This is a genomic window from Geomonas sp. Red276, assembly GCF_054784495.1.
This window is the reverse complement of the sequence record NZ_BLXW01000003.1, coordinates 25,071-51,858: the sequence shown is the minus strand read 5'-3', so window position 1 is coordinate 51,858 and position 26,788 is coordinate 25,071. Positions and strand designations below refer to the sequence as shown.

Below are 26,788 nucleotides of genomic sequence, written 5' to 3'. Positions count from 1 at the left end.
TATGGATCTTGACAAATCTTACCAGACCGGCCCGGGAACACAACGACGGGGGGAGCGGTGAAAGCGCGCCCAGCGCCAGAATATGCCTGACGGGGAGCCGGGCCATAGCCTAGCCGCATTAAGAAACACTTGGAAAAGCCTGCGTTAATGTGTTATATCCATCCGGTGGATTGGGTCCCGCTTCCCTGAGGGACGGTGCCGGGCGGTAAAAAGTCGGAGTCGGAATGATCGATAAGAGGACCAAACGTATCCTGGTAGCCCTGCTCCTGCTGATGCCAGCCCTGCTGGCCCCGCCCCTGCCGACCGCGGCCTTCGCCAAGGCGGGCCTGTCCGAACTGGACGGCGCCTCCGCCACCGTACTGTTCACCCTCGTTCTGGCCGGGGCGGCGGCCATTCCTTTCAGTGTCCATGGGTTATGGTTCTTCCCCTGGTACTTCGTCGGTCTCCAGATTCCTTTGATGATCGGCGGGTTGTACGGGGTCTGGAAGTTCCTTAACAGAAAGGATGCCCGCCCACTTACCTATTTCATCGTCCTCCCCGTCGTCTACGCCGTTCTCACCCTCACCACCAACATGGCCGCCGTCGCCTTCTTTCGTGCCGACCATTCCGACTATTTCGCCAAGGAAAAAACCATGGTAGCCGCTTGCGACCGCCCGGGAGGGGAACGCCCGTCGGAGGCCGAACTCCGTCGGAAGCTGGGCGAACCGTATGAAGCGGATTCCTTCCGGGTCTCCAGTCCAGCCCTTCCTCAGGCGGTGGCCGATACCATGCGCGAGGCCAAGATCGACGAGGCCTACATCCTGAGCTATTTCGAGAAATGCCGCGGCCGAAGGGGAACCGAACAGCGGACCTATTATCTCGTGCTCGATCCCAACACCCGCCGCTACCTGACACGAGTGATCCTGACGGAGCCCACCCAGTGGCTCAACAAGTGGCCGTACCGCAGGGATTGAGGTTCCACGATTATCCGAAATCAGCGCCAACCAGGAGGAATAAAGGATGGAAAGCAAAATTGCCCGCGCTTTGAAGCTCGGCAGCGAACCGATAGCCCTGCTCTGGTCGGACGTACGCCCGGAAGGAGCGGCCCAGTTCTCACCCGGCACGCGCTCGTGCGTGATGTTCATGGTGACGACGGCGTCCAAGGGGAAGACGGCGGTGTTCGACCGCGAGACCTTCGGCTGCCCGGGAGGGGGCGTCGGGCTTGGGTTCGGCAACATCTACGAGAAGTTCCCCGGCGGGATACCCGGTTTTTGCGGATTCCTCTCCCACGGCAACGAGAACGATCCCGCCGGCAGGGCGATCGGTGAAGGGATGAGGGCAGGCGGCGCCCCGGAGGAGTTCGTCCATCATTTCCTGCATGGGGAGCGGTTCAAGAAATCGCCCGAGGCGGTGAAATGGTTCATCGAGGCGAATCCCATCCAGGACATTCCGGCAAAGTACGTGATCATGAAGCCACTTTCGGAAGTCGATCCCGAGAAGGAGGAGCCGATCTCGGTGACCTTCCTCGTCAATCCGGACCAGCTCTCTGCCCTGGTGATCCTCGGCAATTACGACCGCCCCGGTCTCGAGAACGTGGCGGTGCCGTATGCCGCGGCCTGCCAGGTGGTCGGCATCGTCTCCTACCGGGAGGCCCACTCGCAAAATCCCCGCTGCCTGATCGGCCTCACCGACCTTTCCGCCCGCAAGTACCTCAAGGGACAGGGAATGGCCGACAAGCTCACCTTCACCATCCCGTTTCGCCGCCTGTGCGAGATGGAGGAGAACGTCGCCGGAAGTTTCCTCGAAGAGAGGACTTGGGCGGAAGTGATCGCCTGATATACCGGCCCCTGCTCCTATCCTGGAGCAGGGGCCCGCTTCACCCATCTCACCTGACCGCCACCTCTCCTCACGCCGCTTTACCGCGGCTCCCGCTAGTCACCCTTGAGCCCTTCGATATCGAGTTTCTTCATCTTCAGCAGGGCGACCATGGCCCGGCGGGCCCGTTCGGGGTCGGGACTGGACAGCAGTTCCCCGAGCATGGAGGGAACGATCTGCCAGGAGACCCCGAACTTGTCCTTGAGCCAGCCGCAGATCTGCGCCTCCTCAGGCCCCCCTTCGGAAAGCTTTTCCCAGTAATAGTCGATCTCCTCCTGCGAATCGCAGTTGACGACAAAGGAGATCGCCTCGCTGAAGGTGAAGGTCGGGCCGCCGTTCAGGGCCACGAAATCCTGCCCCTCCAGTTGGAAGGAAACGGTCATCACCGAACCGGCCGGGCGTCCCGATGCCTCGGCACTCTCCCGGTTGTAGTGGGTCTTGCCGGTTATCTTCGCATTCCTGAAAATCGAGGTGTAGAACTTGACCGCCTCCTCCGCTTTGGAGTCGAACCAGAGGAAAGGGGTAATCTTCTGAACTTTGTTTTCCATGACGGAGACTCCTTCTCGTGACTTTGTGCCTCGGATGCCACTCTTCGTGCCCTGGAAACTCATGGGCCGGGGTCCTGCTCTCTATTTTACTCCTTCATCCCATCCTCATCGTGATCGCCAGATAGGGCACAAAAAAAGCCGCCTCATCCGGTTAAGGATGGGCGGCTTCTCGGTTCCACAGGCACCTCACTCTCTCTGGCGTTTCTTCAGGTAAGGACCGAGGTGACGAGGTGGTTATGCCAGTATCTACCGGGGCGTCATCTGCCCCTTGATTGCCAGGCAACGTTCCAGCGAGGCGCGGGCATTGGCTGAGCGCTCCGAGTCGGGTTTCAGTTGGAGCGCGATGACGAGATGCTGGATGGCCTGATTCAGATCACCGGTGATCATCGAGATCATCCCGATCTTGTAATGAGCGACCTCGTTGCGGGGATGGATCCTCACCGCCTCCAGGTAGTGGGGAAGAGCCTCGTTGTAGTTCCCCTCCTGAAACAACCAGTTCCCGAAAAGGATATGGGCATAGTAGTTCTCACCGGTGACCTTGAGGGTATGGGTGAGAAGCGACCGGCTGTTTTGCCAGTAACCGAGCTGGTTCCAGGTCAGGGCGGCGAAGACGAGCAGCACCGCTCCCGCTACCGGGGCGAGTATCCTCGCCTGGCGAAGCGAGGAAGGAAGGATCTCCGGGATCCCCCAGACCGCGATGATGGCGAGCCCGACCATGGGAATGTACATGTAGCGGTCCGCCATGGACTGGTGTCCGACCTGGACCAGGCCGATCACGGGCAGCAGCGTGATGACGAACCAGAACCAGCCGACCGCCAGATACGGACGGCGTCTCGCGTTGAGCACGGCCACGAGGGAGATTGCCACCAACAGGACGAGGCAGCCCACCGCGGGGAGGTAGGACTCGACACGGGGGAAAGGATAGTACACGGCGAGGTTCACCGGCCAGACCGTCTTCCCGATGTAGGCGAGGTAAGCGAGCAGGGCGTTATACACCCGGAGGGAAATCGGGAGTACGGAAAGGTCGGCGACCGCCCCCCCCTGCCGCTGGGCGTAGATGGCGAGTCCGCAGAAAAAGGCGGTAATGCCGGCCAGGGGGAGCTTTTCCAGCAGCAGGGGCCACAGCACCCGCCCCTCCCGGTCGGCCGCCTGCGTGCCCCCCTCTACCAGGGGAGCCGGACCGCCGGCGGTGGCGAAGCGCCCAAGCGGCCAGTAGTCGAGGAGCAAAAGTACGATGGGAAGCGATACCAGCATCGGCTTGGACATGAGCCCGATGACGAAGACGGCCAAGAGGGCGGCGTAACGTCCGGCGCTGCGCTTTCTGACGTAGCCTGCGTAGATGAGGAGGGCGGCCATCCAGAAAAAGGTGCTCAGCACATCCTTGCGCTCGGCCACCCAGGCCACCGACTCGACGTGCAGCGGGTGGAAGGCGAAGATGGCGGCAACCAGGGCGCTCGGCCAGAGGGCGCCGGTGACAGCGGAGAGGAACAGGAAGAGAAGCCCGACGTCGAGGGCGTGCCAGAAGACGTTCACCAGGTGATGGCCGGCCGGGTTGAGGCCGAACAGTTGGACGTCGAGGATGTGGGAGAGCCAGGTGACCGGATGCCAGTTGCCGCTGGTTTCGGTGGAGCCGAGCGAGAACGCCCATTTGACGGAATCGGCAGTGAGCCCGCCGGCTATGGAGGGGTTCTTGCTGACGTAGAGCTGGTCGTCAAGGATGATGAAATCGTGCCGACCGCACTGGAGATAGAGAAGGAGAGTCGCGGCAATCAGAACAAGGAAGATGGTGAATCTCTTCGACATAAAAGCTCCCGGAAGGGACATTTAAAAGGCGAGGCATCATACCATCGGGTCAAGGAGTGGGCAAGTTCAGAGTGGAGCGGTTGGACTCAAAACCGCCGCGGCCAGCCCGATACCATAAACATATCCTGGAAAGCACCCCGCTCCATGTGATATAGGACGTTGAACCGGCGGCCTCGCCGAGCTTGCTTGAGAACCGGAGTTCCCCTTGCCGCAAGATATTTCCCCTGACATCGCCCACGATACCCAGTTCGTCTATCGTCCCATCGGCTTCGTCCGGTCCCCCTATTCGCGCCGCATCGATGCCCCCCATCAAGGCACCGTGGTGGAGGGGACCGAGACCGGGGAGGTTGCGGTTGCCACCCTGGAGCTCGAGCCGCACCTCGACGAAAAAGTGCTCCAGGATCTGGATGGCTTCGACCGCGTGTGGCTCATCTTCGCGTTTCACCTGAGCGAGGGGTGGAAGAGCACCGTGAAGCCGCCACGCGGGGGACCCAAACGGGGCGTTTTCGCCACCCGATCTCCCCACCGCCCCAATTCGATCGGCCTGTCGGCGGTGGAACTGGTGAGGATCGCAGGAAGAACGCTCCACCTCCGTGGCGTCGACCTCCTGGACGGCACGCCCGTCCTGGACATCAAGCCGTACGTCCCCTACGCCGACGCCTTTCCGGACTCCAAGGCCGGATGGATCGACGAGATGGACGCTCAAAAGGGCCGCTATTCGGCGCCCGGGCCTCGCAAGCCCCGCTAGCATTGGCCGACGGACCTGCGGCCATCAATTATCGATCCCCAGCCAACAAAAAACGCCGCCGAACCATTCAAGGTTTCGGCGGCGTTTGCTTTTGGTCATGAAGGCCCAGGGATGGCCGAAGCTACTGGACGATCACCCAGTTGCCGGTCCCGTTGGCATCGACGGTCACGACGTAGCCGCTGTTGTTGAAGGTCATCCTGGCCCTGGAGCCGTTGGCGCCGTTGAAGAGGACCACACCGGCGGTCGGCTCGCCGGAAAGGGAGTTGACGGTGAGCGGCGTCGGGGTGGTGATGTCGACGTAGCCGTACTGCGGGTCGTAGTACTGGCCGCTGATGGTCATGCTGGTGGAGGTGAGGGTAAAGGTCCAGTCGCGCAGCCAGTAGACGGCCCCACCGCTGCTCACGGTGCAGGAGATGGTCATCGTTTCGCTGCTCCCCTGGACGGAGAACCCGATGCTGCCGTAGAGGGACGAGGTGGCGTTGTTGAGGGTGGCGCTCAGCGGATTGAAGGTCATGGTGAGCGAGTTGAAGGCGCCGGTGTTCATGTTGAAGACGCCGCCGATACCCACCGAACCGGAAACCGTGGCGGTGCCGGCCTGCTCGCAGTAGTTGCTGAAGGTCATGGAGCCGGAGAACTCACCGGTGGACTGGTTGAGGTTGAGGGAGAAGGAAGCGCTCCCGCTGTAGGCGCCGTTGATGGTCTGGTTGGCGGTCACGCCGGTGAGGGCATTTGCCGCGGACCCGGCCTGGAGAGCCTTGGCTACCCCTTCCTTGAGAGTGGCACCGATGCCGGCCACGACAGGGGAAGAGGGAGCGGAGCCGGGGCTTTGAACCGCGGCGATGTTCGCGGTCATGGCCATGCTGGTATTGTTATAGGCAGAAGATGAAAGAGAGGCAGCGTTCGACTGGGTTACTACAGCCTTGCTTTGAACACCGGAATAAGAACCGGCCCCGCCACCGCTGGTGCCACCACCGCCTCCACAGGCGGCAAAAAGTCCAGTCGCTGCAAGCAGGCCGATAATCTTGATTCCTGCCACATACTTTCTCATCTTCTTTACAATCATTCTTTCCCTCCGGATGTAGTTTGGCCGGATGGCCGAAATTGAACGAGATAGATATAGAGCCAAAGCGTATGTAAGTCAACTCCATTCAAGTCCTGAGTTGGAAATAAATAAGGGAGGATCCATGTGACAGGACCCTCCCTTTTGCAAAGTTCTCCCCTGCCCTCTGCGCAGGTCAGACGTAGATATCTTCCCAGACCTGGTCGTCCTCGGGCCAGGGAGACTGGGAGGCGAAGCTCACCGCCTCCTCGACCTCGGCGCTGCACCGCTCGTGAATCCCGTCGAGTTGCTCCTGCGTTACGATCCCCTCCTCGATAAGCCTGCGGCCGAGATTCGGGATCGGGTCGCGGCTCTTCCAGACCTCCTGCTCGGAGGAGGAGCGGTACCTCGCAGGGTCGGCCATGGAGTGGCCACGGAAGCGATAGGTGACCGCCTCGATGAAATAGGGCCGCTGCCGCTCGCGCACCCACGCGGCCGCCCGCTTGGTCGCCCGGTACATGGCGATGACGTCCATGCCGTCGACCTTTTCGCTCGGGATGTCGTACCCGCAGGTGCGCCGGTGCAGGGCGGCCTGCGCGGAGGCGCGATGAACCTCGGTGCCGATGCCGTAGAAGTTGTTCTCGCAGACGAAGAGCAGCGGGAGGTCCCAAAGTCTCGCCCAGTTGAGCGATTCGTGGAAGGTCCCCTGGTTCATGGAGCCGTCGCCGAAGAAGCAGGCGGTGATGCTGTCCTCGTTCTTCAGGTGCGAGGCCCAGGCAAGCCCCACCGCGATGGGGAACTGCCCGCCTACGATGGCATAGCCCCCCATGAACCGTTTCTCGGGCGAGAAGAGGTGCATCGATCCCCCCTTCCCTTTGCAGATCCCGGTGGCGCGTCCGAAGAGCTCGGCCATGATCCTCTTGGCCTCCACCCCGCGCACGAGCGCCTGGGCGTGATCCCGGTAGGCGGAAAGGATGTAATCGTTCGCTTCGAGACCGGCCGTGCACCCCACGGCCACCGCCTCCTGCCCGCTGTAGAGGTGGAGAAAGCCGGTGATCTCCCCCTTGGCGTACTGTTCGGCGCAGCTCTCCTCGAACTCCCGGCAGAGCACCATCTGCTCGTAAAACCCGATCAGCTCCTTTTCCGGCAGCAGGTCTCTCAGACTACCTTCCATGGCTCTCCTCCTTCACCACGTTCAACAGGCCTCCGGCCAGCAGTTCCCGCCGCTCCCGATCGGTGACATCCAGCAGGGTAACGATCTCCCTGCCGTTGACCTCCACCGGGATCTCGGTGGCCCCACCCTCCACCAATCCCCTCAGGCGGGCGAATTTCAGCCGGTCCCCCTGGTTCAGGCCGTCGTAATCGGCCGGATCCTTGAAGGTCAGGGGAAGGATGCCGTAGTTGATGAGGTTGGAACGGTGGATCCGCGCGAACCCCTTGGCGATCTTGACCCGGATACCGAGGAAGCGGGGCGCGAGGGCGGCATGCTCGCGCGAGGACCCCTGGCCGTAGTTGACGCCAGCCACCACCGCGCCGTTCCCCTTGACCTTGGCCCGCTCGGAGAACTCCGGGTCGGCCTGCTCGAAGACGAATCTGCTGATCGCCGGGATGTTGCTCCTGAACGGGAGCACCTTGTTGCCGGCCGGCATGATGGTGTCGGTGGAGATGTTGTCGCCGACCTTGATGATGACCTCAACCTCCAGCTCGTTCGGGAGGGGGTCGAACTCCGGCAGCGGTACGATGTTGGGGCCGGTGACGATCTCGACCTTGGACCCGTCCTCCGGAGGCGCGACGATCCCCGCCGAGTCGTCCACCAGGTAGTGCTCCGGGTTCTGGACGGCCGGCCACGGCATCAGTTCGCCGAGCTTTCTGGGATCGGTCGCCACCCCGAAGACGCCGGCCGCGGCTGCGGTTTCCGGGGAGCAGAGGTAGACCCGGTCCTCCTTGGTCCCGCTTCGTCCCGGGAAGTTGCGGGGGAAGGTGCGGAAGGAGACCTGGTTGGTCCCGGGGGCCTGCCCCATCCCGATGCACCCAAGGCAGCCTGGCTGGTGGATCTGGGCCCCGGCCAGCAGGAGCATGATGAACCCCCCGTTGGCGACCACGTTTTCCAGCACCTGCCGGCTTCCGGGGTTGATGTGGAAGGAGAGGTTGGGGGCGATCTTCCTGCCGTCGAGGATCTTGCAGACGGTCATCAGGTCCCGGAAGGAGGAGTTCACCGAGCTCCCGACGATCACCTGGTCGACCTTGAGCCCCTCAATGTCGGCCACCCGCACCACGTTGTCCGGCGAGGTCGGGCAGGCGATCAAAGGCTCCACCAGGGAGAGATCGACCTCGTCGTATTCGTCGTAGGCGGCGTCGGGGTCCGCGGACAGTTCCCGCCAGGCCTCTCCCCTCCCCTGCGCCTCCAGGAACTCGCGGGTGCGATGGTCGCTGGGGAAAACGGTAGTGGTGGCGCCGAGCTCGGCCCCCATGTTGCCGATGGTGGCGCGGTCGGTGGCCGAGAGGGTGGCGACGCCGGGGCCGTAGTACTCGATGATCTTCCCTACCCCGCCCTTGACGCTGTGGCGCCGGAGCATCTCGAGGATGACGTCCTTGCCGGAGACCCACGGCTGCAGCTCGCCGGTCAGCTTGATCCCCCAGATCTTCGGGCAGGTCAGGTGGAAGGGGCGCCCGGCCATGGCCAGCGCCGCATCGAGACCGCCGACCCCGATGGCGAGCATGCCGAGGCCGGCGGCGGTCGGGGTGTGCGAGTCGGCGCCTAGCAGGGTCGTCCCCGGCACGCCGAACCGCTCCAGGTGCACCTGGTGGGAGACGCCGTTACCCGGTTTGGACAGGTAGACGCCGATGCGCTGGGCGACCGAGGTGAGAAAGGCATGGTCGTCGGCATTCTTGTTGTCGGTCTGCAAAAGGTTGTGGTCGATGTACTGGGCGGCGAGGCTCACCTTGACGCGATCGATGCCGGTGGCCAGGAACTCCAGCATGGCCATCGTCCCGGTGGCATCCTGAAGCAGGGTCTGGTCCACCTTGATGGCGATCTCCTTGCCGGGGACCAGTTCTCCCTCGACCAGGTGCGCCTGCAGTATCTTGCTGGCTAGGTTCTGTCCCATGACGGATCTCCTTGGCGCTAAGGCAATTAAAAAAACCGGAAGGCCCGCGTGGGGCCCGGTCCGGCTTTACAGTAGTTCCTCGATCAGCTCCCTGAGCACCACCGCGTTGTTGTGATCGGGGTCGCGGGCCGCGAAGAGAAGGGTGACGCTTCCCCGACGGGCCATCCCCGCCACCTCCTCGACGGCCGGCCGCACCTTGCGAAGCTCCTCGCGGTAGCGTTCCCGAAACTCTTTCCACCGGGCCGGATCGTGACCGAACCAGTGGCGGAGCTCGTTACTGGGGGCCAGGTCCTTCAGCCAGTGGTCCACCCCCGCCCGCTCCTTGCTGAGACCGCGGGGCCAGAGCCGGTCCACCAGGAGGCGGACCCCGTCCTCCGCTGCCGGTGCCTCGTATGCCCGCTTTATCTTGACCATGTCGTCACAGCCCCGCCACCACCCTCTGCAGGGCCTGTTTGATCGACTCGGCGAGCTCGACCAGGTGCGGGTTCCCCACCAGCGACAGGGCCGCCACCGGATCCATCACCATCACCGTGGTGCGGAACTCGGACACCGAGTAGAGCACCACGTTGCAGGGGAGCAGGGTACCGATGTTCATCTCGATCCCCAGGGCCTGGTAAGCCGCCCCCGGGTTGCAGGCGCCCAGGATCAGGTAGTTGCGGAAGTCCTTCTGCAGTTTCTCCTGGAATTTCTGCTTCACGTCGGCCTCGGAGATGATCCCGAACCCCTCCTTGGCGAGCTCGTCCTTGACCTTCTTGACCGCGTCCGCGAAGGGAAGTGCCAGCGTGATCCCGAAGGCGTACGGGGTCGTGAGCGGCTGGGAACTCTCCTTCTCCAGGGCCTCGGCGCGTTGCTTGACGGTCAGCGCCTCGCTCTGGATCTGGTCCGGCATCCCGGCCAGAAGAATCTGCTCGGCCTTTTCGTCTTTGGGAGTCCAGTCCACCTCGATGGTCAGCACCTGCGGGGAAACCGGGTTCTGCACCGAGGAGGGTACCACCCGGTTGACCACCTTCCCCGAGAAGAGCGGATGTTCGAGCAGGAAGTAATGGATCTCACCGTGGGCCCGGTCGATCACCACCTTTTCCTTGATCAGCATCCCCTCCCCCTTGATCTCCCTCAGCAGACCGTTGCCGTAGTGCTGGAGGATGCGTGACTGCACCACCGCCGGCAGATAGCTCTGGGGCTGCTCGACCTTTTCGATCAGGAGTTTCCAGACCGTGTCCAGGGCTGCGTGAATTTCGCAGCTGTAGGTTACCTTGCGCATGGATGGCACCTCCCGGCAACGTCGCGTTCCCGCGCCGTGGATGGAGCGGAAAGCCCGGCGTTTCCAATTAAACTTTACCCCGCTTGCCGGTTCCCGGCAACTTGTCACGGACCCTGTTCATGAGGATCCCTCCGGCCAAAGATGCATAATTTCGCCCACTTTCGAAGTCTGAGGATGGTCCGCCGTCTCGTTTCATTTGGACGACGGCGGCGGTTGCTTGGTCGCTTCGAGCTCCCGCTTCTCGTGATAGATGAAGCGGACCAGGTAGTATTCGAAGGGAAAGCCGCTCTCGTAGTAGCGGAAGGTCTGCTGATGGCGGGCATCGATCGCCTCCAGGGTCTCGATGCCTAACGTCACCGCGAAGCTGTCGTCGGAGTCGACCGGTGCCTCGGCGACCGTGTACATCCCGTAGCGAATCCCGGAATCGACCGCCATCCCTCCGGTATCGCGCGCGGAAGAGGGACCGAAGATGGGGAGCACCAGGTAGGGGCCGGAGGCCACCCCCCAGTAACCGAGCGTCTTGCCGAAGTCCTCCGGCCGGCGCTCCAGCCCCCATTTCGAGGCCGGGTCGAAAAGCCCTCCCAGGCCAAGGGTACTGTTGGTGAGAAAACGCCCCAGGGAGATGCCGGCCTCCTTCCCTTTCAACTGGAAGACGCTGTTGGTGAGGTTCTTGAGTTCGCCGATGTTGTCGAAGAAATGGGAGACCCTTTGCTGGACAAAGACCGGGGTCACGTACTCGTAGCCGCGTACCACCGGGAGGTAGAGGTATTTGTCGAAGTAGAAGTTGAACCGGTACATGTTCCGGTTGAACCCCTCCCAGGGGTCGTAGACGTAGGCGAACGGCTGATCCCGGAACTCGGCCATGGTGTGGCGCGCCGGGATTTCCGGGGCGGTTTGCGGCCTCGTGGTAGCGCAACCGGAGAGGACCAGTACAATGAGCAGGACGGTCAGGGAACGGCTCACGGGAGCCTCCTATTAGCGGAAAAAGGCGATCATCTGCTCCAGGTTGTCCCGGTACTCTAGGTTACCGAGATGCCCCCCCTTGGGGTACACCTTGAGACGCGCCCCGAACAGGCTCCGCAGATACTCCAGATCGCCAGGCTCCATGAGGAAGTCGTTCTCGTTGGCGACGACCCCGATCTTCGGAGTGTTGACGAGGTACCCCTCGATGCTCTTCAGGCTCTGGGCGGCGGCCAGTTGCTGGACGGTGAGCCAGGGGCGCTTGGATCGGAAGTACGGGTAAAAGTACTCGTTGAAATAATCGTAGAAGCTCAGGTGAGAGGAAACCATGAAGTACTCGTAGAGCGAGTCGCTCTGCTTCAGCACCTTGTTCTTCGGCACGATGTACCCGCTGTTCGTCATCACGTCGGAGGCGAAGATCATCCCCCCCAGGTTTATCCTGAAGGTAAGACCGATCAGACCTCCCGTCTCCTCGGAGGAGAAGAGCCGTTCCCGGTACATCGTGTACAGGAACTCGTCGCTGAGGGTCACGAAGTTGCTGCTGCGGTAGTACTCACTGAAGCGCGAGAGCATCCGGTTGAAGAAGATCCCCTGCTGGCGCGGACCGCCGGGTATCTTCTTCAGCAGCTCCTCGATGCGGGTGATGGAGGTATAGACGCTGACCGAGGGGTCGATCATCAGCACCTTGCGGAAGTTGAAGACCTGGCGATCCTCGTCCAGCTTGGCGACAAAGGCGGCTTGGTCGCCGCCCAGGCTGTAGCCGCAGAGGTTGAACGAAGAGACCTCGATTTCGCCCCGGACCTGCTCCCAGGCCACCTCCATGGCGTGGTAGAGGTCGGCGCTATCGTCGGCAAGATCGCCGGGGACGCAACTGCGCGAGGCGGAGATGATGAAGTTGGCGTTGGTAGGCGACGGAAGCGTGATGACGTGAAAGCCCGCGTGGTAAAAGGCCTTCAGCATGGTAATGAGCTTATCCGCACGGTCGCTCGAGCCGGTCCCGGCGATCAGGAACACCAGGGGGGCCTTCTTCTTCTGCCAGGCGAAGGTGCAGCGAAGCCCCTTGTCGTAGAAGAAGATGGGAGGCTTCACGCGCTCGGGGAGCACGTCGAGGACCAGAAACCGCGTGCGGATCTTTTCAGGGTAGGCAGGTATCAGCTGCGGCGGAGTGCCGAGGATGGTGGCCTCGTAGGCGCCATCGATCGGGTAGCCGTAGCGAGCCTCGGCGGCCAAAAGATCGAACGGCAGCAGGAGCAGCAGGAAAGCGAACACCATTCTCATGAACATCATCTGCGCCTCCCGTCAAAAAACAACCCGCCGAAGCGGGTTGCCGGGCGCTCCCCCGTCGGGGACAGTAATCTATTTAATGATCAGGTCGTTTTTGACATCGGTGACGCCGTTCACCCGGCTGGCGACATCGCCGGCCCTGGTTTTCTGGTCGAGGGTATCGACAAAGCCGCTCAACTGGACGACGCCCTGGTAGGTCTTGACCCCGATGTTGAAGGTCTTCAGCGACAGCTCGTCGAAGAGGGCCGCCTTCACCTTGGTGGTTACCACCGAATCGTCCACGTACTGTCCGGTGCTCTCGTGAGTCGAGGTCGTCGCGCAACCGATCATAGAAGACAACACTCCTGCGCAGGCAAAAACCTTTGCCCAATGGCGAACCTTGGCCATGATGTCTCTCCTTTTTTAGCTGCGGGGTTGAGATATGCTTAAGCGTAGCTAACGCACATTAAGTGTCAAGCCGCCCCATCTCAGCGCCCTTGACAGCGCATTCCCACCCGACGCGGTGGCCAAGGCCGGGGGGAAGGGGCCGGCACACAAGGAGCCCCCCCCATGAAGCGAGCTACCATCTTCCCCCTTTTCCTGGGAGCACTGCTACTGACCACCACCCCCTTCGCCGCCGACGTCTCCATCTGCAACCCCGGCTCCGCGATCACCACCTTTCCCGACGGGCGCCTGCAAGCGTGCAACCTGAGAGATATCTACACCATCCAGGGAGTGGTCTGTAACGCCTACTCGGCGATCACCTTCCACCCGAACGGCCTGCTGCGAAGCTGCACCAGCAGGGATTTCTACACCTACGCAGGGATCCCCTGCGACGAGTACGGCGAGATATCCTTCTATCCCTCCGGAACACTCGACACCTGCCGGCTCTCGACCCAGACCCAGATCCAGGGCAAGGTCTGCGACGAGCTGCAGCAGGTCACCTTGTTCGAAGACGGCCGGCTCCAATCCTGCGCCACACCGAAGTGAGTCCCGGGAGCCCTTGACATTCAAATCGAAATGGTTTCTATTTACAGCAACGGTCCCGCCCATTCCCTCTTGTGGAGGAGTTTTAGATGAAACATGTTTTCCGGATGCTGCTGGTCGGCATCCTCATGCTCACCTTTGGCTGCAGCTCGAAGGAGACCCCGACGGCCAAGAGCGGCCCGCACAAGCCGATCGTGGTCGCCACCCTGTTCCCCGTTTACGACTTCGCCCGCGAGGTGGCAGGCGACAAGGCGGAGGTGAAACTGCTCCTGCCTCCGGGGGTGGAGCCGCACAGCTTCGAGCCGAAGCCTGACGACGTGGTGCGGATCGCCAAGGCGGACGTGGTCATCTACACCAACCGCTTCATGGAACCGTGGGCGGTCAAGCTCCTCGGATCGCAGGGGGGAAACACCGAGGTGGTGGACGCAAGTCAGGGGGTGCCCCTGATGAAAACGTCGCACGCCGAGAGTGAAAAGGAGGGAGGAGTTCACGCCCACGACCACGGCGGGTTCGATCCCCATGTGTGGCTCGATTTCGCCAACGCGCAGGTAATGGTGAAAAACATCGCCGACGGGCTCGCCAAAAAGGACCCGGCCAACGCCGATTACTACCGGTCTCGGGCGTTGAAGTACCAGGGGGAATTGCAGAAACTCGATGGGGAGTACAAGGCGGGGCTGGCGGACTGCAGGACCAGGGTCCTTCTCCATGGCGGGCACTATGCCTTCGGCTACCTGGCGAAGCGCTACGGGCTGGATTACCACTCCGCACAGGCGGTGGACCCGGATGCCGAGGCGACGCCCCGGAAGTTGGCCGACCTGGTCAACCAGATGAGGGCCAACCATCTCAAGTACGTTTTCTGCGAGGAGCTGCTCTCCCCGGCGACCGCCGAGATGATCGCCAAGGAGACCGGCGCGCAGGTGCTGATGCTGAACGCGGCCCACAACGTCAGCAAGGAGGACTTCACCAAGGGGACCACCTTCCTAGCCCTCATGAGGGAGAATCTGGCCAACCTGAGGAAGGGGCTCGAGTGTAAGTGACGCCCATTCGGGTCGCCAAGGGGAGAACGGGGTAAAAAAAAGGCAGCAGGCCGCGAAAAAAATTCGGAATTCGCTTGTGATAACGAAGTTTTGCAGGATTTCTTCGAACGTTCGAATTATTAGAAAAAGGGGGAGTGGCACCACACGGAGCCACTCCCCCTTTTTATCGCCTACTTTCGGTCCTTATTTTCACGAGCCGAGGCGGGCCATGACCTGCTTCATCTCGTTCCACACGCCGCGCTTGAGCCCCTCGTCGGCCACCAGCTCTTCGGGATGAAGGGTGGCCATCAGCGGCACCCCGCCCAGGCTCCGGAAGCGCCCGCGCAGGGATTCCAGGGAATTTCCGGATTTCATCATGAGCTGGGCCGCCTCTTCTCCGAGGACGACGATACATTCCGCGGATGCGGCGGAGAGCCTGGCGAGCAGGGCGGAACGCAGCTCGTCGCCGGCATCCCCCCTCGGGTAGCTCAACAGCAGCACCTGGTCCTGGGGAATCCCCATCGCGCCCACTATCTTCGCCAGCAGGGACCCCGCCTCCCCGGCGAAACCATCACCGGCCATCACCAACACCAGCCGCGACTTCGGCGGCCCCTCGGCCTTGATCGGGATGGCACCCTCGACGGGTGCCGGAGCCGTTGCCGAAGCCGAAGCCGCTGCGGAAGCACGCTCATCCCCGGCGCACACCCCCTCGGGGGCCCTTGCTGCCGGGCCGGCGGACGCAGCGGTGGAGACGCCGGGGGAAGGTTCCGGCGTTACCGGACGCGCCACGGCCAGGGGAGCGGTAACGGAGGCCTCCCCGTAGGGGATCTCATCCATCCCGCTCTCCGCCAGGTCCTCGAGATACCTCTTCAGCGAGGCTACCAGGGACTCCTGTTCCGACATTTCATGCATCCGCTTACCCTCAAACAAGTTAGTCGATTAGAGCCTTTACTTTTGCTCATCCATTAACTATCCTCAACTACATGTTCCCACTTCTTGCCGCAGCACTGCTGCTCGTTTTGGCCCTACCCCACGATGCCTTCGCCTGGGGGGCCGGAATCCATCTTCAGCTGGGGATGAACGTCCTCTCCCATCTCGAGACGCTGGAGCCTTCGGTGGCCGCCATCATCGGCAACCATCCCTTCGACTTTCTCTACGGCACCATCGCCGCCGACATCACCATCGGAAAAAAGTTCACCCACTACCTGCAGCACTGCCATCGCTGGCGGATGGGGCACAAGGTGCTCGACAAGGCCGCAGACGGTGCCGAGCAGGCCTGCGCCTACGGCTACCTGAGTCACCTGGCGGCCGACTGCATCTCCCACAATTACTACGTCCCGTACAAGGTGATGAGGAGCTTCTCGTCGCTCACCCTGAAGCACGCCTACTGGGAGATGCGGTTCGAGAACTACGTAGAGAAGGAGATCTGGGACACCGGGAAGAAGGTGGCAGCCGAGCACTTCAGCAAAAACGACCAATTGCTCCGCAAGGTCCTATCGGACACCATCTTTTCCTTCGCAACCAACAAGAGGATCTTCAACTCCATCCTGCTGGTGAGCCGGCTGGAGAAGTGGCAGAGCCTGCTGCAGACGCTTTCCGACTCCTCACGCTACGCCCTCGACGAAGAGGACCGCGAGGAGTACATGCAGCTCGCCCAGGAGGCGGTCTTCGACTTCCTGAACAACGGCGAGAATTCCCGCTACTTCAAAGCCGACCCGACCGGTGAGAAGGCGCTGGCCGCGGCGGAGGCGGTGCGTAAGAACCTAAGGCTCCTCTATCGGAGCGGGAAGATCACCAAGGACCAGGCCTACGCCGAGCTTGGCGAGATCAAGACCAAACTCAAGGACGCCATCTGCCAGCCGGAGCTTTTGCTGGAGATACTGTCGAAATAACCCTCCCCCCCCCAAGACATCACGGATCAACTCCTGATGGAACGGATAAAGGCGGATCTACCTGGTAAGCAAAGAGATTTTCATCGCTCAAAGGGATTTAAGCCTTATCCGCGTCAATCCGTTCGATCCGCGTCCTCCGCGTTCTATTGCTTTTGTCCCTTCCCTCTTTTTAGTGCCAGCACCCGGTCGAGAATGACTCCCGCCAGCTGATCCTTAGCCATCTTCGGCAGCTCCTCAACCTTCCCGTCCCTGGAGAGGATCTTCACGATGTTGGTGTCGACGTTGAATCCCGCCCCTTCCAGGGAGACATCGTTGGCAACCACCATGTCCAGGTTCTTCGCGTTAAGCTTGGCGGTGGCGTTGGCCACCAGGTCGGCGGTCTCGGCCGCGAATCCTACCAGGATCCGTCCTTCCTTGCGCCCCCCTACCTCGGCGAGGATGTCGGGGTTCTTCTCCAGGTCGATGGAGAGGGACTCGGCCACCTTTTTCATCTTGGTACCCGCCCGCCGCTTGGGACGGTAGTCGGCGACGGCGGCCGCCTTGATCACCACGTCACAGCCGTCGAGCTCGGCCAGTACCGCGTCCCGCATCTCCCGCGCGCTCTCCACGCGCAGCACCTTCACCCCCCAGGGATCGGCAATGGCGGTGGGACCGCTCACCAAGGTGACCGCGGCGCCACGCAGGCGGGCCTGACGGGCAATGGCGTAACCCATCTTTCCCGACGAATGGTTGCTGATGTAACGCACCGGGTCGATCTCCTCGAGGGTGGGGCCGGCGGTGACCAGGATCCGCTCCCCGGCCAGGTCCTTCGGGGTCAGTGCGGCAACCGCCTCCTCGAGGATGATGGCGGGATCCTGCAGCTTCCCCTCCCCTTCGTACCCGCAGGCGAGCATGCCGCAGGCGGGGGGGACGAAGAGGTAGCCGTGCTCCTTCAGACGCCGTTCGTTCTCGCGGTAGATGGGGTTCTGGTACATGTTGACGTTCATGGCCGGGGCGATCAGCACAGGGGCCTTGGTGGCCATCACCGTGGTGGTCAGCAGGTCGTCGGCGATGCCGCCGGCCACCTTGCCGATGAAGTTGGCGGTGGCCGGGGCGATCACGAAGAGGTCGGCCCGCTCGCCAAGCGAGATGTGGCCGATCTCCTGCTCGGAGATCAGGTTGAAGAGCTCCAGGTGGACCGGATTTCCCGAAAGGGTCTGGAAGGTGAGCGGCGTGACAAACTCGGTGGCAGCACGCGTCATCACCACGTGGACGGTGGCGCCCGCTTTGGTCAAAACTCTCAGCAGTTCGACTGCCTTGTAAACGGCGATCCCCCCGGTGACACCGAGGATGATCACTTTCCCTTGCAGCATCGGCTCCCCCCTACAGGTACGGGTTGGACTTCTTTTCGCGCCCGATGGTGGTGGAGGGGCCATGGCCGGGCCAAACCACGGTCTGCTCGGGAAGCGGCATCAGCTTTTCGGTGATGGAGGCGATCAACTGCTCGTGGGAGCCGCCGGGAAGGTCGGTACGCCCGACGGAATCGGCGAAGAGGGTATCGCCGGTGATGACCACCTGCTCGTTGCGGAGATAGAGACAGCAGCCGCCCTGGGTATGTCCGGGAGTATGGAGCACCTCGATGGTGCGCTTGCCGAACTCGAGCGTCATGCCGTCGGTCAGGTAGCGGTCGGGGGCCGGCGAATCGACCACGTCGAGGCCGTAACCCTTCGCGCTGCTGCGGGCGCGGGAGAGAAGCGCCAGGTCATTCTCGTGGACCAAAAGCTCCGCCCCGGTCCGATCCTTCACGTCGCGGTTGCAGCCGACGTGGTCGAAGTGGGCATGGGTGTTGACGATGTACTTGATGTTGAGGCCAAAGCGCCCCACGGCGGCGAGGATCTTGTCGCAATCGGCACCGGGATCGACGATCACCCCTTCGTTGCTCCCTCTGTCACCCAGGATGAAACAGTTAACCCCGAGCGGGCCAACCACTATTCTCTCTATCAGCATGGCATCTCCTTGGAAAATATAGATAACAGTACTGCATAGTCAAAACGATCCCCTCTGGCCCCCATTTCTCTCCGACCGCGTGGGCATTGGGTGCCCACCGTGCCATTTCCACCCGGCGTACCAGGGGGACGGGGAAGGAAAGGGGCTAAAAGAGATCGAGGTTCTCGTTCTTTAACGCCTCGAAGGGGTTGTTGGTGAAGGACTTGCGTCCATCCTTTTGCTGGCGCTGGGCGTCAGGCTTGAGCGGGGGCGCGGCCACCCGCTCGGGGACCAGCTCGGCCGGATCGAGGAAATCCTCGGCCTGCGGCTCCTCGACCCGCATGGCGTTGTCCTTGAAGAAGTAGCGGTCGTACAGACGGTGGTACGACGTCCAGCGGGAGGGATTGTCCGGCTCCTTGCGGATGTGGGTCCTGATCCCGTTGATCTTGGAATCGAGATCGTCCAGGTAGTTGAGGATGGTCGCCTCGACGGTCTTGGGACGCTTCGGGGAGCCGTACTCGTACTGCCCGTGATGGGAAAGGATCATGTGCTTTATGAGCATCCCGAGCTCGACCGGGAAGCCGGGAAGCGTGGCGATCCGCTCCTGGATCATCTCCACGCCGATGGTGATGTGGCCGATCAGCTTCCCCTCGTCGGTATAGTCGAAGGAGCGCAGATAGGTCATCTCCCGCACCTTCCCGATATCGTGCAGCAGGGCGCCGGCCACCAGCAGGTCGCGGTTCAACCCCTGGTACAGCGGCACGATGGCGTCCACCAGCTTGGCCACCGACAGCGAGTGCTCGAGGAGCCCGCCGAGGTAGACGTGGTGCATGCCCTTGGCGGCGGGAGCCACCCGGTACTGGGCCATCACCTCGGGATCCGAGAAGAAGGCGTTCATCAGCCGGGCGATATCGGGATCCCTGATGGTGGCCAAGAGCTGCCGCAGCTCGGCCACCATCTCGTTTATGTCCCGGTCGGTCTCGGGAAGGAAATCGGCCAGCTCGACCTGGGATTCGGGGACCAGGGTCAGCTCGGAGATGATGAGCTGCATCTTCCCGAGGTAGACGCTCGCCTTACCCCGCACGGCGAGGAAATCGTTGCGGTCGAAGAGGGTGGCGACCTCGTCGGCGTTGTCCCAGATCTTGGCGTCCATTTCGCCGCTCCTGTCCATCAGTTTGAGGGTCAGATACGGCTTGCCGTTTTTGGCCATGGCCATGATCTTATCCTTGACCAGGAAGACCGCCTCGACCTGGTCCCGGTCCTTGATGTCCGCAACGCATATCTTTTTCACAAGCTACTCCTTGTTGGTATCGGTTTGAGTCTCTACCCTACCCCTGCCCCTGCTCCTGCCGGTTCCTCAGCGCGATGGCATCGGCCACCCGGATGCCGTCCAGCGCGGCACTCATGATCCCCCCCGCGTAACCGGCACCCTCGCCGGTCGGGTAGAGGCCGGGATGGCTGACCGACTGGAAATCGCTGCCGCGCGGGATCCTGACCGGCGCGGAGGTCCTCGTCTCCACCCCGGTGAGGGTCGCCTCCCCCGTGATGAACCCGCGCATCTTCCGGTCGAAGGAGACGATCCCCTCCCGGAGGGTGGTTACCACCGGCCCGGGGAGAAGCCGCGCCAGATCGTATTCTACCACGCCGGGGCGGTAGCTGGAGGCGAGCTTCCCCTTCCCCTTCTTGAGAAAGGAGAGGAGGCTCTCCGCCGGCGCCAGGTACCCTCCCCCGCCGGCCCGGTAGGCCCGCTGCTCGAGCATCCTCTGGAACTCGATGCCGGCCAGCGGCGAGCCGCTTTCGAAATCGCGGGGCCCGACGGTCGCCACCAGGGCGCTGTTGGCCCAGGGGGAATTGCGCCGGTAGCCGCTCATGCCGTTCACCACCACCCCGCCGCTCTCGGAGGCGGCGGCCACCACCACGCCGCCCGGGCACATGCAGAAAGAATAGGCCGATCGCCCGCTCGCCTCGTTGTTGTAGGCCAGGGCGTACTCGGCCGGAGGGAGGCTCGGGGGGGCCTTCGATCCGTACTGGATGGCATCGATGAGCGCCTGGGGGTGCTCGACCCGAAGCCCCACCGCGAACGGCTTCGCCTCCACGGCCACCCCGCGCTCGTACAGCATCGCGTAGGTGTCGCGGGCGCTATGCCCGGGTGCGAGCACCAGGGCACGGCAGGGAAGTTCGTACTCCCCGTTGACCTCGATCGCCGCGAGGTTCCCGTCCCGCAGGATGAGGTCGCTGAACCTGGTGTCGAAGAGGACCTGGAAACCCGCGCTAAGGAGGCTTTCCCGGATCCCCTTCACCACCGTCCGCAGGCGGTCGGTCCCGATGTGGGGCTTCGCCTGGTAGAGGATCTCGGGGGGCGCCCCGAACTCGGCCAGCTTGGCGAGCACCCAGCCGCAGTTGGGGTCCTTCACCCTGGTGGTCAGTTTCCCGTCCGAAAACGTTCCCGCCCCCCCCTCGCCGAACTGCACGTTGCTCTCGGGAAGGAGGGTCCCCTCGCGCCAGAAGCGGGCCACGTCGCGGTTACGCCGGTCGACGTCCCGCCCCCGTTCCACGATGGTGGCGCTGAGTCCGTACTCGGCAAGCCGCAGGGCGGCGAAGAGGCCGGCCGGCCCCATGCCGACGACGATCAGCCCCGGGACCGGGGAAAGCTTTGGAAAGCTAACCGGGGCGACGGGTTCCACCCGCGAGAGATCCCCTCCCGGGACAAGCCGGGCTTCGTCCCGCAGGGAGAACTCCACCGTGTGGACCAGCTTGATGGCCCCCTTCTTCCGGGCATCGATCCCCTTTCTCACCAGGGAAAAGGAGACGATCTCGGAGTCGGGGATGCCGAGCTTTCTGGCCAATAGCGGGCGGAGCGCGGACTCCGGATCGCCGGGGTTCAGGGTAAGGTTACGCAGCAGAAATGGCATCGGGATCAGGCCGCGCTGGCGCGCGCCTTTCTCTCCAACAGCTGCTCGATGATGATCACGATGTCGAGTGGAGGGGTCGATTTGGGGATGTGCACCTTGGCGCCCATCTCGGGGACGGTATGCTCATGAGGAGCACCCTTGAACATCGAGGTGAGAAGCACGATGATCGGGTCACGGTCGCCGGCCTGCCGGGCGATCTCCAGGCAGGTGCTGACCCCGCCCATGTTCGGCATCACCAGGTCGGAGACGACCACGTCCGGGTGTTCCTGGAGGTAGGCCTTCACCCCCTGGATGCCGTCGGAGGCGGTCACCACCGTGAAGCCGGCCCCCGAGAAGGCGTCGGAAAGCACCTTCAGGAAGAAGCTGTCGTCATCGATGAGGAGAATCTTTGCCCCGGCGGCTGCCATTTCGACCTCTGAGTCTTGGTGGAATGGGCCATAATACAAAAATGCCGGCCAAATTGGAAGGGGAAACCGCCCCTACTTGGCCGCCAGCGGGAGCCTGACCAGGAAAGTGGTGCCGCTGCCGTCGGTCTTCTCCACCTCGATCTTCCCTTTGTAGGTCTTGACGATCCTCAGCACCACCGAGAGCCCGAGGCCGGTGCCGCGCGCGTTGGTGGTGAAGAAGGGGTCGAAGATGTTGGGGAGGTTTTCGGGAGGGATGCCGGGACCGGTGTCGGAGACCTTGAGGTTGATGTACTCCTCGTCCTGGTCGAGTTGCACCCCGAGGGTCCCCTGCTCGCTCATGGCGTGGATGGAGTTCAGAAAGAGGTTGGTGAAGATCTGCTCGATCTCCATCGGGTCGGCCTTGATGGCGGGAGGGATGTTCCGGAAGTCGGTGACCACCTGGATCTTCTTCTGCCTGAGCTGGGGGGTGAAGGCCTCGAGGAGATCCTCCAGCACCCGGTCCACGTGCACCTCGCTGATCTCGAACTTGGGCCGCTTGGAGGCGTCGAGGAGCTTACCGAGGATGCCGTCGATCCGGTCCACCTCCTTGAGGATCTTGTCGCAGTAGTCCTGGTGCTCGTTCTCGTCGAGCCCACCCTTGATGAGCTGCACGAAGAGCGCTATCGAGTTGAGCGGGTTCCTGATCTCGTGTGCCATCCCGGCGGAGAGGTAGCCTAAGGTGGCGAGCTTCTCGGACTGGACGATCTCGGCCTGGGCACGGGTCAGCGCCTCGCTCTTCTCCTGGACCCTCGCCTCGAGCTCCCGGTTCCAGTCGGCGATCTCGGCCAACAGCCGCTCGCGCTCGAGAAGCAGCGCCCGGTTCTGCAGCTCGACCGCCCGGAGCTTCAAGACGCTCTCGATGCGGTCCACCATGTCCTGGTTGTTGAACGGCTTGAGGATGTAGTCGGAGGCCCCCGCCTTCATGAGCTCGACGGCGATCTCCTCGCTCCCCTTGCCGGTGAACATGATGACGTAGGTCTCGGGGAAGCGCCGCCGGATCTCCTTGAGGGCGGTGAGCCCGTCCATGTTGGGCATCATGTAGTCCAAAAGGACCAGCTCGGGGGGATGCTCCTCGATGATCTTGAAAGCCTCGCCGGCGCTCAGTGCGGTAAAGACCTGGAAGCCGCGGTTCTTGAGGATGATGGCGGTCAGGTCCAGGATGATCTTCTCATCGTCGACGATGAGGACGGTGCCGCGGTACTGTTTCACGGTGTCAGTCATGGTGCTCTCTTTCGGGATCGGTCAAAAAAAAAGGGACAGCGAAAACGCTGCCCCCGGGTTCGCGGCGCTTCGTGCTACGGGAGTCTGACGGTCACCACCGGGCAGAGGGCCTTTCTCACTACGCGCTCTGCGGTGCTCCCGAAGAGGAGGTGGTCGATGCCGCTTCTCCCCTGGGTACCCAGCACGATGAAGGAGACCTGCTCGCTCTCGGCCCGTTTCAGGATCTCTTCGAAAGGGATCCCGGTGACGATCGAGCAGTCGTAGTCGGCGAACTCCTTGACGTGGGTGCTGCAGAAACGCTCCATCATCTGCTGGGCCCCATCCTCGATCTCCTTCTCGAGGTTCTCGAAGGAAACGTGCGGGACGTAGAATCCCCGGAGATCGACCGGTTCGTTGATCACGTGAAGGATCAGCAGACGGCTGTTGAACTTCTGGGCTAGGGCTAGGGCATACTCGAAGGCGTGCTCGGAGCTCTCGGAAAAGTCGGTGGCGAAAAGAATCTTGTCGAACGTTCGCATGCTGCCCCCCTGCAATTTAATTCAGTGACTGGTCTCCTTGAAGATCTTTTTGAGGATCGACTTCAGTTCGTCGATCTTGACCGGCTTGTTGATGTACTCGAAGGCTCCCAGGTTCATGGCCTCTATGTACGATTCTACCCCGCCGTAGGCCGTGATCATGATCACGTTACTCTTGGGGTAGCAGCGGTTGAGCTCCTTGAGGAAGGTGATCCCGTTCATCTCGGGCATGTTGATGTCGGTGACGATCAGGTTTACTTCCTGTTCTCTCAGGTAGTTGAGCGCTTCGAAACCGTTGGCGACGCTGTCGACTAGGAACCCTTCCTTGGCCAAAAGGCGGGAAAGGCCGATCCGTGCATTCTCCTCATCGTCGACCACCAGTATTCGTTTCGGCTGCTTTGGCAAAGTCAGGCTCCGGGTAAGTTTTTGAAAAGACGTACTGATTCTAACATCGTGCTCCCCGGTGTCAAGCGGTGCCGCGCGGGCCTGCGGCGATCCCGTTTCCCGGTCTCATCGCCGTCGGGATAACGGCGGCGATGGCCGGTATCGAGGGAATCGCCCCCCGGCAAAATCGCCCGTCGGCCTCCCCGTCAGGGCCCCTTCAGTTCCACGTGAACGGGCTTGCCCGCCTCTCCGAGCTTTAGATGGCGCCCGTTGTATTCGGCATCCACCGCCCCGCCGTCACCGAGATCGATCACGAACGACCGGGTCCCCTTCCACTCGATCACGTCGCCCGCCTTCAGGTCGTAGCGCTGCGAGATGCTGTCGTCGATGGTGATGGCCAGCCAGCTGTCCCGGTTGAACCTGAGCCGCAGCACGATCCCTCCCGGCTGCTTCTGGACGGGCGGAGGGGCTGCGGCGGGAGCGGGAGCGGGAGCCGGGGCCGGCACCGGGGTGGTGGCGGGCGCCGGTGCGGCGGGAGCCGCCGGGGGCGTAGCCTGTGCTGAACTGTGCGGGGAAAGGACCGCAGGGTTCTGCGGCTGGGGTGCCGGCGCCGGCTGGGGTGCGGCCGGCGGCGGAGCGGCCGGTTTGACGGCGGGGCGCGGCGGACGTTCGTCCGATTCGCCGAAGAAGATGGCTGCCATGATGACCAGCACCAGCAGGAAGCCGGGGACCACCCAGCGGCCGGGTCCTCCCACCACCTTCCCCTTCTCGACCTGCGGGGCGCGGGGGACACCCGTCTCCGCCTGCGGGCGGGGAGCGGCCTGCTGCAGCGACTGCTCGTAACGGGCCACCACCTCGTCGCCGGAGAGGGAGAGGAAATCCGCGTACAGCCTCAGAAACCCCTTGATGTAGGCCGCCGACGGGAGTTTCTGGAATTCACCCTGCTCCATGGCGATCAGGTAGTTCTTCCCGATCTTGGTGACCCGGGAGGCCTCGTCGAGCTCGAGGCCCCGCGAGATGCGGACGCTTTTCAGGTATTCCCCGAGCGGGACGGCACCCCCTGCTTCTGCCTCTGGTTCAGCCACGTTGCCTCACTTCAGCATGTCCAGGTACTCCCTGGAGAGCTGCCCGTTTTCGGAATCAGGAGCGAGCTTGACCACCTCGCGAAAGGCCTCGCGGGCCTGCCGCGACTCGTTCTGTTTCATATACGCCAGCCCGAGGTGGTAGTAGGCGGCGGCGTACGAGGAGTTGAGCGAAACGGCCTTCTTGTACTGCTCGATGGCGAGCTCGGTCCGGTTGAGGGCGAAATAGACCCGTCCGAGGTTGAGCCTGGCCCTTGGGTCGGCGGGGTTCTTGCTGACCGACCCGCGCAGCTCGGCCAGGGCCTGGTCGTAATCCCCCTTGCCGAAATAGGCGAGACCGAGGTTGATGGCGGCGCTCCCCTGGTCGGCGTAGAAGATATCATCCTGGACCTGCTTGAACTGCGCGATGGCGGCGTCCCAGCGCTTCATCTCCAGGTAGTCGACCCCGAGGTTGTTGCGCGCCTCGGAGTAGTTCTCCTTGAGCTTGAGGGCCCTCAGGTACTTCTTTTCGGCCAGTTCGAAGAGCCCCTTCCGGAAGTAGGCCAGCCCGAGGAGGTTGAGGAGCTCGGGGTCCTTGGCGCTGATCTTCTCGGCCTCGGTGAACTCCTGCAAGGCCCCGGTGAAGTTGTTCTCGGCGTAGAAGGACTGCCCCATCTGGTAATGGTAGAGGTAGGTGTTCTTCTCCGCCTTGCTCATGGCGCAACCAGAGGCAAGAAGCAGCGGAACGATCAGCACGACAAGGAACCAACGGGACATACGCCTCACCTGGCTATTCGGGGTCTGGTACCGGGGAAAATTAACAGATTAAGAAGATCTTGTCAATGAAGGGACATCCCTCCATCCCCCGCCTAGAGCTCGTTCACCCCTTCGAAGTGGGTCATCTGCTTGAAGGTCCGGTAGCGGGCCTCGATCTCCGGGTAGGTGAGCGACTTCAAGCGGTCGAGGCTGAAGGCCTCCACGTTGAACGACGCCATCACCGAGCCGAAGATGACCGCCTGGCGGACCCCGTCCTCGGTGAGGTTGCCGGTGTTGGCGAGGTACCCCATGAAGCCGCCGGCGAAGGTGTCGCCAGCGCCGGTGGGATCGAAGACCTCCTCAAGCGGATAGGCGGGAGCGGCGAACAGCGAGTGGCCGTTGAACATGAGCACCCCGTACTCGCCGCGCTTGACGATCAGGTTCTTGACCCCCATGGCGATGATGGTGCGGGCGGCGCGGATCAGGTTGGACTCGCCGGAGAGCTGGCGGGCCTCCCCTTCGTTGATGATGAGAAAGTCTACCTTCCTGATCACCTCCTTCAAGGCCTCGGGCTTGGAGGAGATCCAGAAATTCATGGTGTCGCAGGCGACCACCTTCGGCTTTTTCACTTGGTTCAGGACCTCCATCTGCAGCTCGGGGTCGATGTTGGCGAGGATCAGGTACTCGGCGTCGGCGTAGGCGGCCGGGATCACCGGGCGGAAGGTCTCGAAGACGTTGAGATGGGTCTCCAGGGTCTGGGCCTCGTTGAGGTCGTAGCCGTAGCGCCCCTTCCAGTGGAAGGTCTCGCCCGGGACCCGGGAGAGGCCGGTCAGGTCGATGTTGCGGGAGGCGAGGAACTTGGTGTGCTCCTCCGGGAAGTCCTCGCCGACCACCGCCACCAGGTTCACGTCGGTGAAGAAGCTCGCGGAGGTGGAGAAGTAGGTGGCCGAGCCACCGAGGACCCGCTCGCGCTTGCCGAAGGGGGTCTCGACCGAGTCGAGTGCGACGGATCCGACGACCAAAATGCTCATGAAATACCTCCTGAAAGTG

Annotated in this window: 28 protein-coding genes; 6 read left to right on the top strand and 22 right to left on the bottom strand. The window is 62.6% G+C overall.

Going from position 1 to position 26,788, the window contains the following annotated elements; genetic code table 11:
- Positions 1–224 precede the first annotated feature (224 nt).
- Both ACYVL5_RS03465 and ACYVL5_RS03460 read left to right on the top strand, forming a co-directional pair.
- Positions 225–953 (top strand): hypothetical protein, encoded by a 729-nt coding sequence (locus ACYVL5_RS03465; RefSeq protein ID WP_460594162.1) that lies wholly within the window; start codon positions 225–227, stop codon positions 951–953.
- Positions 954–999: 46 nt separating this feature from the next.
- Positions 1,000–1,815, top strand: a complete 816-nt coding sequence (locus ACYVL5_RS03460) for a DUF169 domain-containing protein (RefSeq protein ID WP_460594161.1) — start codon at positions 1,000–1,002, stop codon at positions 1,813–1,815.
- Between the two features lie 95 nt (positions 1,816–1,910).
- Here the strand turns inward: ACYVL5_RS03460 and ACYVL5_RS03455 are convergent, their stop codons facing one another.
- Positions 1,911–2,402: a VOC family protein gene (locus ACYVL5_RS03455; protein WP_460594160.1), complete on the bottom strand. Its 492-nt coding sequence runs from the start codon at positions 2,400–2,402 to the stop codon at positions 1,911–1,913.
- A 246-nt stretch (positions 2,403–2,648) separates the two neighbouring features.
- Positions 2,649–4,205, bottom strand: coding sequence for a tetratricopeptide repeat protein (locus tag ACYVL5_RS03450; protein WP_460594159.1), 1,557 nt, complete (start codon positions 4,203–4,205; stop codon positions 2,649–2,651).
- A gap of 205 nt (positions 4,206–4,410) precedes the next feature.
- Between ACYVL5_RS03450 and tsaA the strand changes: the two genes are divergently transcribed.
- On the top strand, positions 4,411–4,953 hold the full coding sequence (tsaA, locus tag ACYVL5_RS03445) for an SAM-dependent methyltransferase (protein WP_460594158.1): 543 nt from the start codon (positions 4,411–4,413) through the stop codon (positions 4,951–4,953).
- Positions 4,954–5,074: 121 nt separating this feature from the next.
- Here the strand turns inward: tsaA and ACYVL5_RS03440 are convergent, their stop codons facing one another.
- The 8 genes from ACYVL5_RS03440 to ACYVL5_RS03405 all read right to left on the bottom strand — a co-directional run bounded on the left by ACYVL5_RS03440 (position 5,075) and on the right by ACYVL5_RS03405 (position 12,934).
- Positions 5,075–5,812: a hypothetical protein gene (locus tag ACYVL5_RS03440; RefSeq protein ID WP_460594157.1), complete on the bottom strand. Its 738-nt coding sequence runs from the start codon at positions 5,810–5,812 to the stop codon at positions 5,075–5,077.
- Between the two features lie 376 nt (positions 5,813–6,188).
- A complete protein-coding gene (pdhA, locus tag ACYVL5_RS03435) occupies positions 6,189–7,166 on the bottom strand; it encodes a thiamine pyrophosphate-dependent enzyme (RefSeq protein WP_460594156.1) in 978 nt (325 codons plus the stop codon).
- Positions 7,156–9,099 (bottom strand): aconitate hydratase, encoded by a 1,944-nt coding sequence (locus tag ACYVL5_RS03430; RefSeq protein WP_460594155.1) that lies wholly within the window; start codon positions 9,097–9,099, stop codon positions 7,156–7,158. The genes pdhA and ACYVL5_RS03430 overlap by 11 nt, the downstream gene beginning before the upstream one ends.
- Before the next feature lie 66 nt (positions 9,100–9,165).
- A complete protein-coding gene (locus tag ACYVL5_RS03425; protein WP_460594154.1) occupies positions 9,166–9,513 on the bottom strand; it encodes a DUF488 domain-containing protein in 348 nt (115 codons plus the stop codon).
- A gap of 4 nt (positions 9,514–9,517) precedes the next feature.
- On the bottom strand, positions 9,518–10,360 hold the full coding sequence (locus ACYVL5_RS03420; RefSeq protein WP_460594153.1) for a DUF302 domain-containing protein: 843 nt from the start codon (positions 10,358–10,360) through the stop codon (positions 9,518–9,520).
- Positions 10,361–10,552: 192 nt separating this feature from the next.
- Positions 10,553–11,323, bottom strand: a complete 771-nt coding sequence (locus tag ACYVL5_RS03415; RefSeq protein ID WP_460594152.1) for an MlaA family lipoprotein — start codon at positions 11,321–11,323, stop codon at positions 10,553–10,555.
- Positions 11,324–11,335: 12 nt separating this feature from the next.
- Positions 11,336–12,607 (bottom strand): alpha/beta fold hydrolase family protein, encoded by a 1,272-nt coding sequence (locus ACYVL5_RS03410; protein WP_460594151.1) that lies wholly within the window; start codon positions 12,605–12,607, stop codon positions 11,336–11,338.
- A gap of 69 nt (positions 12,608–12,676) precedes the next feature.
- Complete coding sequence (locus ACYVL5_RS03405) at positions 12,677–12,934, bottom strand: BON domain-containing protein (protein ID WP_460594150.1); 258 nt, start codon at positions 12,932–12,934, stop codon at positions 12,677–12,679.
- A gap of 219 nt (positions 12,935–13,153) precedes the next feature.
- Here ACYVL5_RS03405 and ACYVL5_RS03400 point away from each other — a divergent pair, with 219 nt between their 5' ends.
- Both ACYVL5_RS03400 and ACYVL5_RS03395 read left to right on the top strand, forming a co-directional pair.
- Positions 13,154–13,573 carry a hypothetical protein gene (locus tag ACYVL5_RS03400; RefSeq protein WP_460594149.1) on the top strand — a complete coding sequence of 140 codons (420 nt, stop codon included), beginning with the start codon at positions 13,154–13,156 and terminating at the stop codon, positions 13,571–13,573.
- An 86-nt stretch (positions 13,574–13,659) separates the two neighbouring features.
- Positions 13,660–14,607, top strand: coding sequence for a TroA family protein (locus tag ACYVL5_RS03395; RefSeq protein WP_460594148.1), 948 nt, complete (start codon positions 13,660–13,662; stop codon positions 14,605–14,607).
- Between the two features lie 189 nt (positions 14,608–14,796).
- Here ACYVL5_RS03395 and ACYVL5_RS03390 read toward each other — a convergent pair whose 3' ends face one another.
- The gene (locus ACYVL5_RS03390) at positions 14,797–15,489 is read right to left on the bottom strand and encodes a uracil-DNA glycosylase family protein (protein ID WP_460594147.1); all 693 of its coding nucleotides are present in this window, start codon (positions 15,487–15,489) and stop codon (positions 14,797–14,799) included.
- An 80-nt stretch (positions 15,490–15,569) separates the two neighbouring features.
- Between ACYVL5_RS03390 and ACYVL5_RS03385 the strand changes: the two genes are divergently transcribed.
- Entirely contained in the window at positions 15,570–16,478 is a 909-nt protein-coding gene (locus ACYVL5_RS03385) for a zinc dependent phospholipase C family protein (RefSeq protein ID WP_460594146.1), read from the top strand.
- A 143-nt stretch (positions 16,479–16,621) separates the two neighbouring features.
- On the opposite strand, the gene coaBC is transcribed toward ACYVL5_RS03385, so the two are convergent.
- From coaBC to ACYVL5_RS03330, 11 genes are all read right to left on the bottom strand, one after another.
- The gene (gene coaBC, locus ACYVL5_RS03380; RefSeq protein ID WP_460594145.1) at positions 16,622–17,830 is read right to left on the bottom strand and encodes a bifunctional phosphopantothenoylcysteine decarboxylase/phosphopantothenate synthase; all 1,209 of its coding nucleotides are present in this window, start codon (positions 17,828–17,830) and stop codon (positions 16,622–16,624) included.
- 10 nt (positions 17,831–17,840) lie between these two features.
- Positions 17,841–18,464, bottom strand: coding sequence for an MBL fold metallo-hydrolase (locus ACYVL5_RS03375; RefSeq protein WP_460594144.1), 624 nt, complete (start codon positions 18,462–18,464; stop codon positions 17,841–17,843).
- 145 nt (positions 18,465–18,609) lie between these two features.
- Entirely contained in the window at positions 18,610–19,734 is a 1,125-nt protein-coding gene (locus ACYVL5_RS03370; RefSeq protein WP_460594143.1) for a 3'-5' exoribonuclease YhaM family protein, read from the bottom strand.
- Positions 19,735–19,771: 37 nt separating this feature from the next.
- Positions 19,772–21,355, bottom strand: coding sequence for an NAD(P)/FAD-dependent oxidoreductase (locus ACYVL5_RS03365; protein WP_460594142.1), 1,584 nt, complete (start codon positions 21,353–21,355; stop codon positions 19,772–19,774).
- A gap of 5 nt (positions 21,356–21,360) precedes the next feature.
- Complete coding sequence (locus ACYVL5_RS03360) at positions 21,361–21,762, bottom strand: response regulator (RefSeq protein WP_460594141.1); 402 nt, start codon at positions 21,760–21,762, stop codon at positions 21,361–21,363.
- 72 nt (positions 21,763–21,834) lie between these two features.
- Complete coding sequence (locus tag ACYVL5_RS03355; RefSeq protein ID WP_460594140.1) at positions 21,835–23,022, bottom strand: hybrid sensor histidine kinase/response regulator; 1,188 nt, start codon at positions 23,020–23,022, stop codon at positions 21,835–21,837.
- A gap of 74 nt (positions 23,023–23,096) precedes the next feature.
- Positions 23,097–23,540, bottom strand: coding sequence for a universal stress protein (locus tag ACYVL5_RS03350; protein WP_460594139.1), 444 nt, complete (start codon positions 23,538–23,540; stop codon positions 23,097–23,099).
- Between the two features lie 21 nt (positions 23,541–23,561).
- Positions 23,562–23,942 (bottom strand): response regulator, encoded by a 381-nt coding sequence (locus ACYVL5_RS03345; RefSeq protein WP_250678144.1) that lies wholly within the window; start codon positions 23,940–23,942, stop codon positions 23,562–23,564.
- A 185-nt stretch (positions 23,943–24,127) separates the two neighbouring features.
- On the bottom strand, positions 24,128–25,006 hold the full coding sequence (locus ACYVL5_RS03340) for a helix-turn-helix domain-containing protein (RefSeq protein ID WP_460594138.1): 879 nt from the start codon (positions 25,004–25,006) through the stop codon (positions 24,128–24,130).
- Between the two features lie 6 nt (positions 25,007–25,012).
- Complete coding sequence (locus tag ACYVL5_RS03335; RefSeq protein ID WP_460594137.1) at positions 25,013–25,759, bottom strand: tetratricopeptide repeat protein; 747 nt, start codon at positions 25,757–25,759, stop codon at positions 25,013–25,015.
- 92 nt (positions 25,760–25,851) lie between these two features.
- Positions 25,852–26,769: a carbohydrate kinase family protein gene (locus tag ACYVL5_RS03330; protein ID WP_460594136.1), complete on the bottom strand. Its 918-nt coding sequence runs from the start codon at positions 26,767–26,769 to the stop codon at positions 25,852–25,854.
- Positions 26,770–26,788: the final 19 nt, after the last annotated feature.

What these genes read in the sequence shown, in the direction of transcription:
- ACYVL5_RS03455 (WP_460594160.1), bottom strand. Translation starts at nt 2,402, where the DNA reads ATGGAAAACAAAGTTCAGAAGATTACCCCTTTCCTCTGGTTCGACTCC.
- ACYVL5_RS03425 (WP_460594154.1), bottom strand. Translation starts at nt 9,513, where the DNA reads ATGGTCAAGATAAAGCGGGCATACGAGGCACCGGCAGCGGAGGACGGG.
- ACYVL5_RS03350 (WP_460594139.1), bottom strand. Translation starts at nt 23,540, where the DNA reads ATGCGAACGTTCGACAAGATTCTTTTCGCCACCGACTTTTCCGAGAGC.
- ACYVL5_RS03420 (WP_460594153.1), bottom strand. Translation starts at nt 10,360, where the DNA reads ATGCGCAAGGTAACCTACAGCTGCGAAATTCACGCAGCCCTGGACACG.
- ACYVL5_RS03360 (WP_460594141.1), bottom strand. Translation starts at nt 21,762, where the DNA reads ATGGCAGCCGCCGGGGCAAAGATTCTCCTCATCGATGACGACAGCTTC.
- ACYVL5_RS03450 (WP_460594159.1), bottom strand. Translation starts at nt 4,205, where the DNA reads ATGTCGAAGAGATTCACCATCTTCCTTGTTCTGATTGCCGCGACTCTC.
- ACYVL5_RS03330 (WP_460594136.1), bottom strand. Translation starts at nt 26,769, where the DNA reads ATGAGCATTTTGGTCGTCGGATCCGTCGCACTCGACTCGGTCGAGACC.
- ACYVL5_RS03385 (WP_460594146.1), top strand. Translation starts at nt 15,570, where the DNA reads ATGTTCCCACTTCTTGCCGCAGCACTGCTGCTCGTTTTGGCCCTACCC.
- pdhA (WP_460594156.1), bottom strand. Translation starts at nt 7,166, where the DNA reads ATGGAAGGTAGTCTGAGAGACCTGCTGCCGGAAAAGGAGCTGATCGGG.
- ACYVL5_RS03335 (WP_460594137.1), bottom strand. Translation starts at nt 25,759, where the DNA reads ATGTCCCGTTGGTTCCTTGTCGTGCTGATCGTTCCGCTGCTTCTTGCC.
- ACYVL5_RS03405 (WP_460594150.1), bottom strand. Translation starts at nt 12,934, where the DNA reads ATGATCGGTTGCGCGACGACCTCGACTCACGAGAGCACCGGACAGTAC.
- ACYVL5_RS03430 (WP_460594155.1), bottom strand. Translation starts at nt 9,099, where the DNA reads ATGGGACAGAACCTAGCCAGCAAGATACTGCAGGCGCACCTGGTCGAG.
- ACYVL5_RS03400 (WP_460594149.1), top strand. Translation starts at nt 13,154, where the DNA reads ATGAAGCGAGCTACCATCTTCCCCCTTTTCCTGGGAGCACTGCTACTG.
- ACYVL5_RS03465 (WP_460594162.1), top strand. Translation starts at nt 225, where the DNA reads ATGATCGATAAGAGGACCAAACGTATCCTGGTAGCCCTGCTCCTGCTG.
- ACYVL5_RS03460 (WP_460594161.1), top strand. Translation starts at nt 1,000, where the DNA reads ATGGAAAGCAAAATTGCCCGCGCTTTGAAGCTCGGCAGCGAACCGATA.
- ACYVL5_RS03365 (WP_460594142.1), bottom strand. Translation starts at nt 21,355, where the DNA reads ATGCCATTTCTGCTGCGTAACCTTACCCTGAACCCCGGCGATCCGGAG.
- ACYVL5_RS03395 (WP_460594148.1), top strand. Translation starts at nt 13,660, where the DNA reads ATGAAACATGTTTTCCGGATGCTGCTGGTCGGCATCCTCATGCTCACC.
- ACYVL5_RS03440 (WP_460594157.1), bottom strand. Translation starts at nt 5,812, where the DNA reads ATGGCCATGACCGCGAACATCGCCGCGGTTCAAAGCCCCGGCTCCGCT.
- ACYVL5_RS03410 (WP_460594151.1), bottom strand. Translation starts at nt 12,607, where the DNA reads ATGATGTTCATGAGAATGGTGTTCGCTTTCCTGCTGCTCCTGCTGCCG.
- coaBC (WP_460594145.1), bottom strand. Translation starts at nt 17,830, where the DNA reads ATGCTGCAAGGGAAAGTGATCATCCTCGGTGTCACCGGGGGGATCGCC.
- ACYVL5_RS03355 (WP_460594140.1), bottom strand. Translation starts at nt 23,022, where the DNA reads ATGACTGACACCGTGAAACAGTACCGCGGCACCGTCCTCATCGTCGAC.
- ACYVL5_RS03375 (WP_460594144.1), bottom strand. Translation starts at nt 18,464, where the DNA reads ATGCTGATAGAGAGAATAGTGGTTGGCCCGCTCGGGGTTAACTGTTTC.
- ACYVL5_RS03390 (WP_460594147.1), bottom strand. Translation starts at nt 15,489, where the DNA reads ATGTCGGAACAGGAGTCCCTGGTAGCCTCGCTGAAGAGGTATCTCGAG.